This window comes from Bradyrhizobium sp. 191, assembly GCF_023100985.1.
GTDB lineage: Bacteria > Pseudomonadota > Alphaproteobacteria > Rhizobiales > Xanthobacteraceae > Bradyrhizobium > Bradyrhizobium diversitatis.
In genome coordinates this window covers 416,287-432,557 of sequence record NZ_CP064692.1, presented here as the reverse complement: position 1 = coordinate 432,557, position 16,271 = coordinate 416,287, and the positions used below count along the sequence as shown (strand labels likewise).

9 protein-coding genes and 1 tRNA gene are annotated in these 16,271 nt (G+C 66.3%); 7 read left to right on the top strand and 3 right to left on the bottom strand.

The features are described 5' to 3' along the window. Positions 1-107 precede the first annotated feature (107 nt). A tRNA-Arg gene (locus IVB23_RS01900) sits at positions 108-184 on the bottom strand. A 403-nt stretch (positions 185-587) separates the two neighbouring features. Between IVB23_RS01900 and IVB23_RS01895 the strand changes: the two genes are divergently transcribed. The 6 genes from IVB23_RS01895 to IVB23_RS01870 all read left to right on the top strand — a co-directional run bounded on the left by IVB23_RS01895 (position 588) and on the right by IVB23_RS01870 (position 11,789). Then, entirely contained in the window at positions 588-5,792 is a 5,205-nt protein-coding gene (locus tag IVB23_RS01895; RefSeq protein WP_247802335.1) for an alpha-2-macroglobulin, read from the top strand. 30 nt (positions 5,793-5,822) lie between these two features. Continuing rightward, entirely contained in the window at positions 5,823-8,015 is a 2,193-nt protein-coding gene (pbpC, locus tag IVB23_RS01890; protein WP_247802334.1) for a penicillin-binding protein 1C, read from the top strand. A gap of 50 nt (positions 8,016-8,065) precedes the next feature. Beyond that, positions 8,066-9,808, top strand: a complete 1,743-nt coding sequence (locus IVB23_RS01885; RefSeq protein ID WP_197969363.1) for a glycosyltransferase family 39 protein — start codon at positions 8,066-8,068, stop codon at positions 9,806-9,808. A gap of 1 nt (position 9,809) precedes the next feature. Continuing rightward, positions 9,810-10,655, top strand: coding sequence for a phosphatase PAP2 family protein (locus IVB23_RS01880; protein ID WP_197969364.1), 846 nt, complete (start codon positions 9,810-9,812; stop codon positions 10,653-10,655). Positions 10,656-10,719: 64 nt separating this feature from the next. Then, positions 10,720-11,454, top strand: coding sequence for a glycosyltransferase family 2 protein (locus IVB23_RS01875; RefSeq protein WP_247802333.1), 735 nt, complete (start codon positions 10,720-10,722; stop codon positions 11,452-11,454). Further along, positions 11,451-11,789, top strand: coding sequence for a lipid-A-disaccharide synthase N-terminal domain-containing protein (locus IVB23_RS01870; RefSeq protein ID WP_247802332.1), 339 nt, complete (start codon positions 11,451-11,453; stop codon positions 11,787-11,789). The genes IVB23_RS01875 and IVB23_RS01870 overlap by 4 nt, the downstream gene beginning before the upstream one ends. Before the next feature lies 1 nt (position 11,790). Here the strand turns inward: IVB23_RS01870 and IVB23_RS01865 are convergent, their stop codons facing one another. Together IVB23_RS01865 and metC are read right to left on the bottom strand one after the other, a co-directional pair. After that, positions 11,791-13,482 carry a Na/Pi cotransporter family protein gene (locus IVB23_RS01865; RefSeq protein ID WP_247802331.1) on the bottom strand — a complete coding sequence of 564 codons (1,692 nt, stop codon included), beginning with the start codon at positions 13,480-13,482 and terminating at the stop codon, positions 11,791-11,793. Between the two features lie 178 nt (positions 13,483-13,660). Next, complete coding sequence (gene metC / locus IVB23_RS01860; protein ID WP_061881545.1) at positions 13,661-14,845, bottom strand: cystathionine beta-lyase; 1,185 nt, start codon at positions 14,843-14,845, stop codon at positions 13,661-13,663. Positions 14,846-15,242: 397 nt separating this feature from the next. Between metC and IVB23_RS01855 the strand changes: the two genes are divergently transcribed. After that, positions 15,243-16,259, top strand: coding sequence for an amino acid ABC transporter substrate-binding protein (locus IVB23_RS01855; RefSeq protein ID WP_061881546.1), 1,017 nt, complete (start codon positions 15,243-15,245; stop codon positions 16,257-16,259). The last annotated feature ends 12 nt before the right edge of the window (positions 16,260-16,271 follow it).

The window sequence follows — 16,271 nt, the reverse complement described above, 5'->3', positions numbered from 1 at the left end:
CTTCTCGGGCACACTTCGCCCGGCGGATAGATAGGGCCGACGTGCTCGGTTGAAAGCCCGGAGCGGAGTGACCCACGCATTCGTGAAGGCCGGACAAATCAATGAACTGGCGATCCCGGCAGGACTCGAACCTGCAACCCGCGGAGTAGAAATCCGCTACTCTATCCAGTTGAGCTACGGGACCGTTTTGAGCCGCCTGGTCTGGGGGCTGGCCGTTCGTCTAACATGCCAATATGAAAAATCTGGTGTTTCGCCAAGCCTGAACCGAACCGTTTTCCTCAATGCCGCGACAAAGTGGAACAGTGGCGTGTCAGGGTGCCGGCTTGAGCGGCAGCGGACTGGACGATGGATCGCATCGCCGGGACCGCTGAGGAGCTTCCGGGACACCGCCGCTGGTCGACTGGTCCGGTATTGCTGCGCCATCAGGACGGCGTACGCGGCGGTATCTTGATCGGTCTCCTCTGGGCTTACCTTGCCATGGCGATTGCGACGATTTGCACCTTTGGTTCCATCGCCTTGAGTCCGTCACCTTTCCGCGCATCTCATGCGACAAGCGGCGTTCGTCCGCGATTTCCGGGAGTCCATCCATGATCGGTCTTGTTCGCGCCGTCACGATCTGCGCCGCGCTGGCGCTCGGCCTTGTCGCTGCGCAGGCCGCCGACAAGGCGTTCAAACGCGATGATCTCGCCGATTCCGCGATCAAGCTGGAGGCCCAGATCAAGAGCGAGGCGGGGCCAGTCGCCAAGTCCAGCGCGACGCTGCGCACGGATGCCGACGCCGCCTTCCGGCGCAATGATTACCGCACCGGGCTTTCGGTCCTCGGCCAGGTCGCGGCCACCATGCCGGACGATGCCGGCAACTGGCTGCGGCTCGCCAAGGTCATCTTCCAGATCTCGCCGAAGACTTCGAGCGAGCAGACTTTCCTGCTCGAGCGGGCCTCGACCGCCGCCTATATCGCCTATCAGCGCGCCGGAAACCCCGGCGAGGAGGCCGACGCGCTCGCTGTGCTCGGCAAGTCGCTGGCCGAACGAAAATTGTGGCGGCCGGCGCTGGATGCATTGCGGCTGTCGCTCGACATGCGTGAGGTCGCCGACGTCCGCGGTCAATATGAGAAGATGCGCGACGAGCACGGCTTCCGGCTGCTCGACTACACCGTGGACTCGGATTCGGCGAGCCCGCGGGCCTGCTTCCAGTTCTCGGAAGAGCTTGCCAAGCGGACCGACTTCGCGCCGTTCCTGGCGCTGGCGGGGCAGGACAAGCCGGCTCTGTCGGCAGAAGGCAAGCAGCTCTGCGTCGACGGGCTGAAGCACGGCGAGCGCTACAACATCAATCTGCGCGCCGGCCTGCCGTCCACGGTGAAGGAGGGCCTGCCGAAATCGGCCGAGTTCAACATCTATGTCCGCGACCGCAAGCCCTTCGTGCGCTTCACCAGCCGCGCCTATGTGCTTCCGCGGACCGGCCAGCGTGGCATTCCCGTGGTCAGCGTCAACACGCCCGCGGTCAACATCAACGTCTTCCGGATCGGCGACCGCAATCTGATCAACACGGTGGTCGACAGCGACTTCCAGAGGACGCTGTCGACATACCAGCTCTCCGATCTCGGCGACCAGCGCGGCGTCAAGGTCTGGTCCGGCGAGCTCGCGACCGCGATGACGCTGAACCAGGACGTCACCACCGCATTCCCGGTGGACCAGGCGCTCGGCGAGCTCCAGCCCGGCGTCTACGTGATGACCGCCGCGGCCAAGGGCCCGGGCTCGGACGACGAGTCCCAGCTCGCGACGCAATGGTTCATCGTCTCCGACCTCGGCGTCTCCGCCTATTCCGGCAATGACGGCATCCATGTCTTCGTGAACTCGCTGGCCTCGACCGATCCGGTCGGCAAGGCCGAGGTGCGGCTGGTTGCCCGCAACAACGAGATTTTGGCCACGCGCAAGACCGACGACAGCGGCCACGTGCTGTTCGAAGCAGGGCTCGCGCGCGGCGAGGGCGGCCTGTCGCCGGCGATGCTCACCGTCACCGGCGAGAAAGCCGACTATGCCTTCCTCAGCCTCAAGTCCTCCGCCTTCGATCTGTCCGACCGCGGCGTTTCGGGCCGTGCGGTGCCGGCCGGCGCCGACGCGTTCGTTTATGCCGAGCGCGGCGTCTACCGCTCCAGCGAGACCGTCTATCTGACCGCGCTGTTGCGTGACGGTCAGGGGAATGCCGTCACCGGCGGGCCGATGACGCTGGTGATCGAGCGTCCCGACGGCGTCGAATTCCGCCGCGCCGTGCTGGCCGACCAGGGCGCCGGTGGCCGCACGCTGGCCGTGCCCCTCAACTCGGCCGTCCCCACCGGAACGTGGCGGGTGCGCGCCTTCACGGATCCGAAGGGATCGTCCGTCGGCGAGACCACCTTCCTGGTCGAGGACTACGTCCCCGATCGGATCGAATTCGATTTGTCGACCAAGGACAAGCTGATCAAAGCTAATGCTCCAGTGGAGCTGAAGGCGGACGGCCATTTCCTCTATGGCGCGCCGGCTTCCGGCCTCCGGCTCGAAGGCGACATGCTGGTGGCGCCGGCGAGCGAGCGCCCCGGCTTTGCCGGCTATCAGTTCGGCGTCGACGACGAGGAGACCAGCTCGAACGAGCGCACGCCGCTCGAGAACCTGCCCGAGGCGGACGCCAACGGCGTTGCGACTTTCCCGGTCACGCTGGACAAGCAGCCGGCCTCGACCCGGCCGCAGGAGGCGCAGATCTTCATCCGCATGGTCGAGACCGGCGGCCGCGCCGTCGAGCGCAAGATCGTGCTGCCGGTCGCGCCCGTCGCGGCGCAGATCGGCATCAAGCCCCTGTTTGGCGACAAGAACGTTGCCGAGGGCGACAAGGCCGAGTTCGAAATCGTGTTCGTCTCGCCCGAGGGCAAGACGCTGCCACGCGACGGGCTGCGCTATGAGCTCCTGAAGATGGAGTCGCGCTACCAATGGTACCGCCAGAACAATTATTGGGAGTACGAGCCGGTCAAGTCGACCTCGCGCGTGGCCGACGGTGACGTCACGATCGCCGCCGACAAGCCATCGCGCATCTCGCTCAGCCCCCAGCCCGGCCGTTACAGGCTCGATGTGAAATCGAACGATGCCGACGGCCCGGTGACCTCGGTGCAGTTCGACGTCGGCTGGTATTCCGACGGCAGCGCCGACACGCCGGACCTGTTGGAGACCTCGATCGACAAGCCGCAATATGCCTCGGGTGACACCATGACGGTGTCGGTCAATGTCCGCAGCGCCGGCAAGCTGACCGTCAACGTGGTCGGCGACCGCCTCCTCACGACGCAGACCATCGATGTCAAGGAAGGCACCGCACAGGTGAAGCTCCCGGTCGGCAAGGACTGGGGCACCGGCGCCTACGTCGTGGCGACGCTGCGCCGTCCGCTCGATGCGGCGGCCCAGCGCATGCCGGGCCGCGCGATCGGGCTGAAATGGTTCGGCATCGACAAGCAGGCCCGGACGCTGCAGGTGAAGCTGACGCCGCCTTCGCTGATCCGGCCGAACTCGACGCTGAAGATCCCGGTCAAGCTCGACGGGCTCAATCCGGGCGAGGACGCCAAGGTGGTCATCGCCGCGGTCGATGTCGGCATCCTCAACCTCACCAATTACAGGCCGCCGGCGCCGGACGATTACTATCTCGGCCAGCGCCGCCTGAGCGCGGAGATCCGCGATCTCTACGGGCAACTCATCGACGGCATGTCGGGCACGCGCGGCCAGATCAAGTCCGGCGGCGACGCCGGCGCTGGTGAGCTCCAGGGCTCACCGCCCGCGCAAAAGCCGCTCGCGCTCTATTCGGGCATCGTCACGGTCGCCGCCGACGGCACGGCCGAAGTGAGCTTCGACATTCCGGAGTTCGCCGGCACCGCGCGCGTGATGGCGGTGGCGTGGACCGCCACGAAGCTCGGCCGCGCCAACACCGACGTCGTGATCCGCGATCCCGTGGTGCTGACCACGACCCTGCCGCGCTTCCTGCTCAACGGCGACCACGGTACGGTCAATCTCGAGATCGACAATGTCGAGGGCCAGGCTGGCGACTACGTCATCAACGTGAAGACGGGCGGCCCGGTGAAGATGACCGGCAATCCCGCGACCACCGTGAAGCTCGCCGCCAAGCAGCGCAACGCGTTCTCGCTCGCGATCGACGCGACTGCGGCGGGGCAGGCGACGCTGGATGTCGACATCCGGGGCCCGAATGGCCTCGCGCTGGCGCGCCACTATGCCTTCGACGTCAAGGCGGCGACGCAGGTGCTGGCACGGCGCTCGATCCGCACCCTGGCGAAAGGCGAGAGCCTGACGCTGACCTCGGACATGTTCTCCGACCTCGTGCCGGGCACCGGCAGCGTCTCGGTCTCGGCCAGCCTGTCCACCGCGCTCGATGCGGCGACGATCCTCAAGGCGCTCGATCGCTATCCCTATGGCTGCTCGGAGCAGATCACGAGCCGGGCCATGCCGCTGCTCTATGTCAACGATCTCGCCGCCGGCGCGCATCTCGCCATGGACACCGAGGTCGACCAGCGCATCCGCGACGCGATCGAGCGGTTGCTGGCCCGCCAGGGCTCGAACGGCTCCTTCGGCCTGTGGTCGGCGGGCGGCGACGATGCCTGGCTCGATGCTTACGTGACGGACTTCCTCACCCGCGCCCGCGAAAAGGGCTTTGCCGTGCCGGACGTGCTGTTCAAGACCGCGCTCGACCGCATCCGCAACTCCGTCGTCAATGCCGACGAGCCGGAGAAGGATGGCGGGCGCGATCTCGCCTATGGCCTCTACGTGCTGGCACGCAACGGCGCCGCGCCGATCGGCGATCTCCGCTATCTCGCCGACACCAAGCTGAACAATCTTGCGACGCCGATCGCAAAGTCGCAGCTTGCGGCAGCTCTTGCACTGGTCGGCGACCGCAATCGCGCCGAGCGGGTCTATGCTGCCGCGCTCGACAGCCTCGCGCCCAAGCCGGTGCTGGAGTTCGGCCGCACCGATTACGGTTCGCAGCTCCGCGATGCCGCAGCGCTTGTCTCGCTCGCCAGTGAAGGCAACGCGCCGAAAGCGACGTTGACGCAGGCAGTGTCGCGGGTCGAGTCCGCGCGCGGACTGACGCCCTACACCTCCACGCAGGAGAATGCGTGGCTGGTGCTGGCGGCGCGGGCATTGGCCAGGGAGAACCTCTCCATGGAAGTGGACGGCCAGCCGGTCAAGACCGCGCTCTACCGCAGCTACAAGGCGGACACGCTGAGCGGCAAGCCGCTGAAGATCACCAACACCGGCGATGCGCCTGTGCAGGCGGTGGTCTCGGTGTCGGGCTCGCCGGTGACGCCGGAGCCGGCGGCATCAAACGGCTTCAAGATCGAGCGCAGCTACTTCACGCTCGACGGCAAGCCGGCCGACATCAGCAAGGTCAAGCAGAACCAGCGCTTTGCGGTGGTGCTGAAGATCACCGAGGCCAAGCCGGAATACGGCCACATCATGGTGTCCGACTATCTGCCGGCGGGCCTGGAGATCGACAATCCCAAGCTGGTGTCCTCCGGCGACAGCGGCACGCTGGACTGGATCGAGGATGGCGAGGAGCCTGAGGATACCGAGTTCCGCGACGACCGCTTCACCGCGGCGGTCGACCGCGCCTCGGATTCCAAATCGGTGTTCACTGTCGCCTACGTCGTGCGCGCGGTCTCGCCCGGCAAATATGTGCTGCCGCAGGCCTATGTCGAGGATATGTATAATCCCTCGCGCTATGGGCGGACCGGCACGGGAACCGTCGAGGTGCGGGCGGCGAAGTGAGGTGGTGGGTTCGAACGTAAGCGGGATTGTATGAGCGACGCGGCGCCACATTCTCAGTCGTCATGCCCGGGCTTGTCCCGGGCATCCACGGACTTGGGCGCCACTGGCAAGAACGTGGATGGCCGGGACAAGCCCGGCCATGACGGAGTGCGGGGCAGGGGCCTTCGTGCTCTCTCCGACCTCGCGTTCACCCTCATCCTCGCCATCGCAGGTTTCGTCGGCTGGGTCTATTCGCTCGGTCCTCTCCCGTTCGACGAAGCGCGTCAGGTCTCCACCACCATCGTGGACCGCAACGGCAAGCTGCTGCGTGCCTATGCCATGGCCGACGGACGCTGGCGTCTGCCGGTCGATGCCAAGATCAACGTCGATCCGACCTATCTGAAACTGCTGTTCGCCTATGAGGACCAGCGCTTCTACGCCCACAACGGCCTCGATCCGCTGGCGCTGGCGCGCGCGGCGTTGCAGCTCGGAACGCGCGGCCACATCGTCTCGGGCGGCTCGACCATCACCATGCAGCTTGCGCGGCTGATGGAGCCGCGGCGGCAGCGCTCGCTTCATGCCAAGCTGCGGCAGATCGTGCGCGCGATCGAGCTGGAACGGACGCTGAGCAAGGAGCAGATCCTCGATCTCTATCTCGCGCTCGCGCCTTACGGCGGCAATCTCGAAGGCATCCGCGCGGCTTCCATCGCCTATCTCGGCAAGGAGCCGAAGCGGCTGTCGCTGGCGGAGGCCGCGCTGCTGGTCGCGTTGCCGCAATCGCCGGAAACGCGCCGGCTCGACCGCCACCCGGACGCGGCACGCAAGGCGCGCGACCGCGTGCTCGACCGCATGGTCGAGGAGCATGTGGTCAGCGCAGATGATGCCAGGCAGGCCAAGGCGGTGCCCGTGCCGAAGCTGCGCAAGCCGATGCCGATCCTGGCGCCGCATGCCTCGGACACCGCGCTTTCGACGGTCAAGGACGCGCCGGTCATCAAGCTCACGCTGGACGCGAACCTGCAGAAGGTGCTGGAGCCGCTGGCGCGCGACCGCGCCATCGCGCTCGGGCCGAACATCTCGGTCGGGATTATCGTCGTCGACAACGAAAGCGGCGACGTGCTCGCGCGGGTCGGCTCGGCTGATTATTTCGACGAGAGCCGGGCAGGGCAGGTCGACATGACCCGCGCCGTCCGCTCACCGGGCTCGACACTGAAACCCTTCATCTACGGGCTCGCCTTCGAGGACGGCTTTGTCCATCCCGACAGCCTGATCGACGACCGGCCGGTCCGCTTCGGCTCCTACGCGCCGGAGAATTTCGACATGACCTTCCAGGGCACGGTGCCGGTGAGGAAGGCGCTGCAATTGTCGCTGAACGTGCCGGCCATCGTGCTGCTCGACCGCGTCGGCTCCAGCCGCCTGACCTCGCGGCTGCGTCAAGCCGGCGGCAACCTGGTTCTGCCCAAGGACGAGACACCAGGGCTCGCCATGGGTCTCGGCGGCGTGGGCGTGACGCTCCAGGACCTCGCCCAGCTCTATGCGGGCTTCGCCCGCCTCGGCACCACCAAGCCGCTGCGTGAGGTCGTGACTGATCGGGACGACCGCGAGCCGCTCCGGCTGCTCGATCAGGTCGCGGCCTGGCAGGTCGGCAACGTATTGCTGGGAACGCCGCCGCCGGAGAACGCTGCCCACAACCGGATCGCATTCAAGACCGGCACGTCCTACGGCTATCGCGATGCCTGGTCGGTCGGCTTCGATGGCCGCATGACCATCGGCGTCTGGGTCGGCCGGCCCGACGGCGCCCCGGTTCCCGGCCTGATCGGGCGCGTCGCTGCCGCGCCGATCCTGTTCGACGCCTTTGCCAGGACCGGCAAGACGCTCGCCCCGTTGCCGAAGGCGCCCAGGGGAACCCTCGTGGCGGGCAACGCCAAGCTGCCGCTGCCCCTGAAGCGGTTCCGCCCGGTCGGGGAACTGGTGCGCACCGGGAGCGAACAGGCGCTGCACATTCAGTTTCCGCTCAACGGATCGCGGATCGATGTCGATCGATCAGGCAGCCGGGAGAACGCAGCCATGCCGGTCAAAGTCGCCGGCGGTGTGCTGCCCATGACGATCATGGTTAACGGCGCCGCGCTCGGCGAGATCGACGGCCGCCGCCAGCGGCTGATCGATCCGCCCGGACCGGGCTTTGCCCGGGTCACCGTGATCGACGCCACGGGCGCCGCGGACACAGTCGTCATTCGAATTCAATGACCCTGCCTCAAGCGGTTGTGGCGATGGCGGTTTCAGCGTAAGCGGAACCAATGGCCGAGACCTACCCAAGCCCCCGTTTTGGAGCACCCCGCGAGTCGAAATCACCCGCAAATCCGGGCAGTGGACTCGTGCGCATGCTCGACATCGTCACGGCCAGCCATGCGCGCGCGGTCGGCTTCCTGGTGCTGTGCGCGCTGCTGTTGTTCCTGCCGGGCTTCTTCACCATCCCGCCGATCGATCGCGACGAAGCGCGGTTCGCCCAGGCCACCAAGCAGATGGTCGAGAGCGGCGACTACGTCGATATCCGCTTTCAGGAGGACGTCCGCTACAAGAAGCCGGTCGGCATCTACTGGTTGCAATCGGCGACCGTCGAGGCTGCCTCGATGCTCAAGCTGCCGAAGGCCGAATTGCGCATCTGGGTCTACCGGCTGCCGTCGCTGATGGGCGCGATCGGCGCCGTGCTCATGACCTATTGGGCCGCGCTCGGCTTCGTCACGCGGCGTGCCGCCGTGCTGGCGGCGCTGATGATGTGCGCGTCCGTGCTGCTCGGCGTCGAGGCGCGCCTGGCCAAGACCGATGCCATGCTGCTGCTCTGCGTCGTCGCCGCGATGGGTGCGATGGCGCGGGCCTATCTGTCCTGGCAGCGCGCCGAGGACGAGACGCATCCGCCCTGGAGCTGGCCGGCGATCTTCTGGACCGCGCTCGCGGTGGGCGTCCTGATCAAGGGCCCGCTGATCCTGATGTTCGCAGGCCTGACCATCGTCGCGCTCGCGATCCAGGACCGTGACGCCTCCTGGCTGTGGAAGCTGAGGCCTGTCTGGGGCCTGATGTGGATGCTGGTGCTGGTGCTGCCCTGGTTCGTCGCGATCTTCTGGCGCGCGGGCGAGACCTTCTTCGCCGATTCCGTCGGCGGTGACATGCTGAGCAAGTTGGGTGCCCAGGAATCCCACGGCGCGCCGCCCGGACTGTACCTCGCGTTGTTCTGGATCACGTTCTGGCCGGGCGCACCGCTGGCGGCGATGGCGGCACCCGCGGTGTGGCGGGCGCGGCGCGAGCCCGGCGCGCAGTTCCTGCTGGCCTGGCTGATCCCGTCCTGGATTGTGTTCGAGGCCGTGCTGACCAAGCTGCCGCATTACGTGCTGCCGCTCTATCCGGCGATCGCGATCCTCACCGCAGGCGCGGTGGAGCGGCGCGTGCTGTCGCGTTCCTGGTTGATGCGCGGTTCGGCCTGGTGGTTCGCGATCCCCGCAGCCGCCTCGATCATCGCGGTCGTCGGGTCGGTGATTCTGACGCGGCAGCCGGCCTTCGTGGCCTGGCCGTTCATCGCGGCATCGCTGATCTTCGGCCTATTCGCCTGGTGGCTTTACGACAACAATCGTGCCGAACGCTCGCTGCTCAACGCGCTGGTCGCAGCCCTGATGCTGGCTGTGACGGTCTACGGCATCGTCCTGCCGTCGCTGACGCCGCTGTTTCCGAGCATCGAGATCGCGCGCGCGCTTCGCAACGTCACCTGCGTCGGACCGAAAGCCGCTGCGGCCGGTTATCACGAGCCGAGCCTCGTCTTCCTGGTGGGGACCCGGACCCTGCTCACCGACGGCTCCGGTGCGGCGGATTTCCTGCGGCAGGGCAGCTGCCGCTTCGCGCTGATCGAGCAGCGTTCGGAGCGCAGCTTCGTGCAGCGCGCCGAGGCGATCGGGCTGCGCTACAAGGTCGGCGCGCGCATCGACGGTTACAACTTCTCGCAAGGGCGCGCGATCTCGATCTCGATCTTCCGCTCGGAAGGCACCGAGTAGGATGCAGGTGCCGACCGACATTGCGCCGCGTGCCGGCTATCCCCGACAATTGCTCGCCGTGTCCCGGGGCGCGCTGGCGCAGCTCGTGCGGTCGCCCTCGCATTCGCGCCGGGCCGAGGCCGCTCGAAAGCTGGCGCGGCACTCGCTCTGGCTCAGCTTAGCGGGCGCAGCGCTGGTCATCGTGCTGATGGCCGGGTTCGATCAGACCGAGATCGAGCTGATGCCGCCGCGCGGCACGCCAACCCTGTGGCCGATCCGCATCCTCACCGATTTCGGCAAGGACGAGTATCTGCTGATCGTGCTGGGGGCTGCGCTGGTGGCTGTGGCGTTCGTTGCTGCCGGGCTGCACGGGACTCGCCGCGCGGTGCTGCTCGGCTTCGGCACGCGGCTTCAGTACTTATTTCTGTCTGTTGCCGTGTCGGCGCTTGTCGCTGAGATCCTGAAATATCTCATCGGCCGCGGCCGCCCGTTCGTCGGCGGCAAGGCCAATCCATTCAATTTCGTGCCGTTCGAGGGAACGGGGGCTTATGCCAGCCTGCCATCGGGACATGCAGTGGCCGCGTTCGCCCTGGCGTTTGCGGTCTCGGCGCTGTGGCCGCGCCTGCGGGTGTTCATGTTCACTTACGCAATCGTGATCCTGCTGACGCGCCTGGTGCTGCTCGCGCATCACCCCAGCGACGTCGTGGCCGGCGCCCTGGTCGGAATGGTCGGCGCCATGATGGTGCGTTACTGGTTCGCGGCCCGGCGGCTCGGCTTTGCCATCCGCGCCGACGGCACCATCGTGCCTCTTCCGGGAGCGGCCCGGGGTCGCCTCAAAAGGGTTGCCCACGGGGCATCCGCCCCATAAAAGCGGCTGCCTGCCGGGACCGCCGGTTCCCAAGGCGCAGGCCAAATCCAACCACGAGCCTCCTTTGTCGACGCCCCAGCCTTCGGTTTCCATCGTCGTTCCCGTGCGCAACGAAGCCGACAATATTGCGCCGCTGATCGCAGAGATCGGGGCGGCGCTCGATGGCCGCTGGGCCTATGAGATCATCTACGTCAACGATGGCTCCACCGACGCGACCGGCGAGCGGCTTGCCGCGATCATGAAGCAGCGGAGCAATCTGCGTCAGCTCCGTCATGCGCGGTCTGGCGGCCAATCAGCGGCTGTGCGCAGTGGTGTGCGTGCGGCGCGCGGGCAAATCGTGGCGACGCTCGACGGCGATGGCCAGAACAATCCCGTCTTCCTGCCGGACCTGATCGCGGCGGTCGAGAAAAGCGCGCGCGTCGGGCTGGCCGCCGGCCAGCGGGTCGGGCGCAAGGACACGGGCTTCAAGAAGTTCCAGTCGCGCGTGGCGAACGGCGTTCGCAACGCCATCCTGAAAGACGGCACGCGCGACACCGGCTGCGGACTGAAGGCGTTCCGGCGCGACGTCTTCCTGATGCTGCCCTATTTCGACGGGTTGCATCGCTTCCTGCCGGCGCTGGTGCGCCGCGAGGGCTACGAGATCGCCTATGTCGATGTGATCGACCGGCCGCGCCACTCCGGCGTATCGAACTACGGCTTCTTCGACCGGCTGTGGATCGGCATCATGGATCTCGCCGGGGTGTGGTGGCTGATCCGCCGCAAGAAGCCGACTCCTGAGGTGACCGAGGTGAACGCATGATCATTCAATACGGTCAGGCGCTGAGCAATTATCTCTACGACGTCTTCGTCGCCAAATTCGATCTCTGGCTCGCATTCGGGCTCGTCGCGCAATTGTTCTTCACCGCGCGCTTCCTGGTGCAGTGGATCGCGAGCGAGCGCGCCGGCAACAGCGTGGTGCCGATGGCGTTCTGGTTCTGCTCGATGGGCGGCGGGCTGATGACGCTGGTCTACGGCGTCGTGAAGCGCGAGCCGGTCATCATCCTCGGACAGTCGCTCGCGACCATCATCTACATCAGGAACATCATGCTGATCTGGAAGAACCGCGGCAGCGCTTCGAAGACGCTGGATCGCTGATCTAGCGCGGCAGCGCCGAGGCCGCGCCTGACGCGGGCAGGGTGGCTGTGTCCGCCTCGGTTCTGCGGTAGGGCTCGCCGGCTGCGTCGAGCACGGGATAGGCGACCGAGCAGATATGCGAGTGGATGCGGCGCAGGTCGCGCAGCACGTCCAGATGCAGCGACGTGGTCTCGATGGTTTCTGGGCGGCCCTCGCGCAGGCGGTCGAGATGCCGCTCGACCGCGGCAAGCTCGGTGTTGCGCAGCGCAGTTTTCTCCATCAGCAGCTTGCGCGCCTCGTTGGCGTCGCCCGACATGAAGACGCCGAATGCGATACGCAGCGAGTCCATCGTGCGCTTGTGGAAGGCGGCGAGCTCGTCGGCCCCTTCCGCCGAGAACTGGAAGCGCCGCTTGATCTTCTTGGTGGCGAGCTCGCTCAGGCTCTTGTCGATGATGTCGCCGATGTGCTCGAGGTTGATGGCGAAGGAGATGATCTCCATCGCGCGGCGTCCTTCGGTTTCGTCGAGGCTGCCCCGCATCAGCTTGGTCACGTAGAGCTTGATGGCCTCGTCGAGACCGTCGACGAGATTGTCCATCTTGGAGACCTGGTCGACCAGCGCACGGTCGCCGGTCATCATCGCGGCCATCACCTTGCGCAGCATCACCTCGACGAGATCGCCCATGCGCAACGTCTCGCGGGCGGCGTCAGCAAGCGCCAGGGACGGCGTCTCAAGCGCGGTCTCGTCGAGATAGCGCGGCCGGGCCGGGTCGGCCTCATGCACGCGATCCGGCAAAAGGCGGGTGAGCAGGCGCGACATGGTGTCGAGCAGGCCGATGAAGACGACGGCCGTGCCAAGGTTGAAGGCAATGTGGAAAGCCGCCGTCATCTTGGCGAGATCGGGCTGCCAGGCATGCATGTGCTCGGCGATCGCGCTCAGGAAGGGCAGGACGAGGGCGATCCCGACCACGCGGTTGACGAGATTGCCGACCGGCAGGCGATAGCTCGCGGGATCGTCACGCCTGGCGCCCTCGAACACGGGATTGATGGCGCTGCCGAGATTGGCCCCCAGCACCAGCGCCAGCGCCGCATCGGGCGAGATGAACTGCGAATAGGCCAGCGACATGATCAGCAGCACGCTGGCGACGCTCGAATGCACCGCCCAGGTGACGAGGGCGGCGATGACGATGCACAGGATCGGATCGCCCGTGATGGCCGACATCACGACGCGGACGCCGGGCGCGTTCTCCGCCGGCGCCAGCGTGTCGAGCAGGATGTGCAGCGAGAGCAGCATCAGGCCGAGGCCGATGCAGACGCGACCGATGTCCTTGATCCGCGAGCGCGGGCCGGAGCGGAAGGCGACGAGTCCGAGCACGAACAGGACCGGCGCAACGGCTGCGATGTTGAACGACAGCACCTGCACGATCAGCGTCGTGCCGACATTGGCTCCCAACATGATGGCGAGCGCAGCGGCGAGGCTGACGAGGCCCTCGGCCGCGAACGAGCTCGTGATCAGCGCCGTCGCCGTGCTGCTCTGAAGCAGCGCGGTGAGCCCGAGGCCGGCCGCGAATGCGCTGGCGCGATTGCTCAGCGCCTTGCCGAGCAGCCGCCGCAGGTCGGGACCGAAGGCGCGCAAAATGCCGCTGTGGACCATGTGCAGGCCCCACAGCAACAGGGCAACGCCGCCCATGAGATCGAGCAGAACCAACGTTCCCATGCTCCGTGTCCGGATTGGAGTCGATTGGCGAGGCTAACGCCAAACGGGAGCCGATCAAACCCTTTGTCGGCGCATCGGCGTTAACGTTTGCGGCAGCGGCGCGTTCCCGCGGCGCGCGATTGCGCGTCCGCCGGAGCGTGGCTGCCCTGTCCCGAGGCGCGTTGCCTCGCGAGCAGGCTCACATTGTCGCTTTCAGGGCAGCGAAGCCGCGATCGAGATCGGCCTTGAGATCATCGACGCTCTCGAGCCCGATGTGCAGACGCAGCGTCGGGCCGCCGGGCGCCCACTTGGTCGCGGTGCGATAGGCATCGCAATCGAAGGGGATCACGAGGCTCTCGAAGCCGCCCCAGGAGAAGCCCATGCCGAACAGCTTCAGCGTATCGAGCATGGTGTCGACCGCCTTCTGCGGCGCGGGCTTCAGCACGATGCTGAACAGGCCTGACGCACCGGTGAAGTCGCGCTTCCAGATCGCATGGCCGGGATCGGTTTCGAGCCCCGGATGCAGCACGCGCGCGACCTCGGGTCTGGCAGCGAGCCAGCGCGCCATGTCGAGCCCGGAGCGATGATGCTGCGCCAATCGCACCGACAGCGTGCGCAGTCCGCGCAGCGCCAGAAAGACGTCGTCGGGGCCCGCGCAGACGCCGAGCAGGCGGATGCCCTCGATGATCTGCGGCCAAGCCTTGGCATTGGCAGAAATCGTGCCGAACATGATATCGGAATGGCCGCCGATATATTTGGTGGCGGCCTGCATGCTGATGTCGACACCCTGCTCGAGCGAGCGGTGATAGAGCGGCGTCGCCCAGGTGTTGTCGTCGATGACGAGCGCGCCGCGCCCATGCGCGACCTCGGCGATGGCGCGGATGTCGGGCATCTCGAACGACTGCGAGCCCGGCGCCTCCACCAGCACCGCGCGGGTGTTGGGCTTGAACAGCTTGTCGATGCCGGCGCCGATCAGCGGATCGAAATAGGTGGTCTCGACGCCATAGCGGGCCAGCATGCCGTTGCAGAAATTGCGCGAAGGCCGGTAGACGTTATCGACGACCAGAATATGGTCGCCGGTCTTCAGTACCGAGAGCAGGGTGGTGGAGATCGCCGAAAGCCCGGAGGGCACGATGCCGACGCCGGCGCATTGCGGTCCCTCCAGCGCCATCAGCGTGTCCTGGAACGCCTTGGTCGTCGGGGTGCCGTGGCGGCCATACGTGAACTCGCCGCGATGGGCGTGCAGGTCCTCGGCGGTCGGATAGAGCACGGTCGAGCCGTGGAACACCGGCGGATTGACGAACCCCTTCTGCGCCTTGGTGTCGCGGCCGGAGGTGACCAGCCGGGTCTCGGCATGCTGCTGCTGGGGGTGCGAGGAATCCATGCGTCTGCTTTCAAAATCGCGTTTCCGCCGGGCGCGTTGCGCCCGCGGGCGGGCCGAAAGGCCGTCGTCGTTAATAACAGAACACAGAAGAGTCTCGTCAACCCCTTGACCCGGCAGGCCAGTCGTTCTGTGATGCGCGGGTGCTATTCAGTCGCCGCATGTTGAGGGGCCTGCCGCGACCTTCGATCCAATGTCTGACCGGACCTTGCGCCACAGCCGTAATGGCGGGCGCCTGCGGCGGGGATTAAGGTATGGCCTCCCGGGATCGGCGGGTGTTCGGCAAGTGTTCCAGCATGACTCTTGCAAGGCTAGCCCTGGTACGATTAGCCCTGGCAGAGATGACCCCACAGACAACATTATTCCTGATCTTGAGACGACCTTGAAAGGCCCAAAGCCCATGAAACGCGTAACCCTGGCTCTCACCCTTGCTCTCGCCGCCGGCCTCTCTGCCGAAGCCGCCGATGCGCAAACGCTCAAGACCGTCAAGGACCGGGGCATGCTGTCCTGCGGCGTCAGTCAGGGCTTGCCCGGCTTCTCCTCCCCGGATGACAAGGGCAACTGGACCGGCATCGACGTCGACGTCTGCCGCGCCATCGCGGGGGCGATCTTCAACGATCCGACCAAGGTCAAGTACGTGCCGCTGTCCGCCAAGGACCGCTTCACGGCGCTGCAATCCGGCGAGATCGACGTGCTCTCGCGCAACACCACCTGGACCATCTCGCGCGACACCTCGCTCGGCGCCAATTTCACCGGCGTGACCTATTATGACGGGCAGGGCTTCATGGTGAAGAAGTCCCTCAAGGTGAATTCGGCGCTCGAGCTCAACAGCGCATCGGTCTGCGTGCAGACCGGCACCACCACCGAGCAGAATCTCGCCGACTACTTCAAGGCCAACAACATGAAGTACGAGGTGATCGCGTTCGCCACCAACGACGAAACCGTCAAGGCCTACGAAGCCGGCCGTTGCGACGTCTTCACCACCGACCAGTCGGGCCTGTATGCCAATCGTCTGAAGCTCGCCAGTCCCAACGACCACATGGTGCTCCCCGAGATCATCTCGAAGGAACCGCTCGGTCCGATGGTGCGCCACGGCGACGACCAGTGGTTCGACATCGTGAAATGGACGCTGTTTGCGATGATCACCGCTGAAGAGCTCGGCGTCACCTCGAAGAACGTCGACGAGAAGGCGAAACTGGAAAATCCGGAACTGAAGCGCGTGCTCGGCAGCGATGGCAATTTCGGCGAACAGCTCGGTCTGACCAAGGATTGGGTGGTGCGGATCGTGAAGGCGGTCGGCAATTACGGCGAGGTGTTCGACCGCAACGTCGGCGCGGGCTCGCCGCTCGCCATCAATCGCGGTCTCAACAATCTCTGGAATAAAGGCGGTCTTCAGTACGCGCCGCCGATCCGCTGATCACCCGATCGG

Bases quoted from the DNA above. Each gene is read 5' to 3' on its own strand.
- IVB23_RS01895 (WP_247802335.1), top strand. From the start codon at position 588: ATGATCGGTCTTGTTCGCGCCGTCACGATCTGCGCCGCGCTGGCGCTC.
- pbpC (WP_247802334.1), top strand. From the start codon at position 5,823: ATGAGCGACGCGGCGCCACATTCTCAGTCGTCATGCCCGGGCTTGTCC.
- IVB23_RS01885 (WP_197969363.1), top strand. From the start codon at position 8,066: ATGGCCGAGACCTACCCAAGCCCCCGTTTTGGAGCACCCCGCGAGTCG.
- IVB23_RS01880 (WP_197969364.1), top strand. From the start codon at position 9,810: ATGCAGGTGCCGACCGACATTGCGCCGCGTGCCGGCTATCCCCGACAA.
- IVB23_RS01870 (WP_247802332.1), top strand. From the start codon at position 11,451: ATGATCATTCAATACGGTCAGGCGCTGAGCAATTATCTCTACGACGTC.
- IVB23_RS01865 (WP_247802331.1), bottom strand. From the start codon at position 13,482: ATGGGAACGTTGGTTCTGCTCGATCTCATGGGCGGCGTTGCCCTGTTG.
- metC (WP_061881545.1), bottom strand. From the start codon at position 14,845: ATGGATTCCTCGCACCCCCAGCAGCAGCATGCCGAGACCCGGCTGGTC.
- IVB23_RS01855 (WP_061881546.1), top strand. From the start codon at position 15,243: ATGAAACGCGTAACCCTGGCTCTCACCCTTGCTCTCGCCGCCGGCCTC.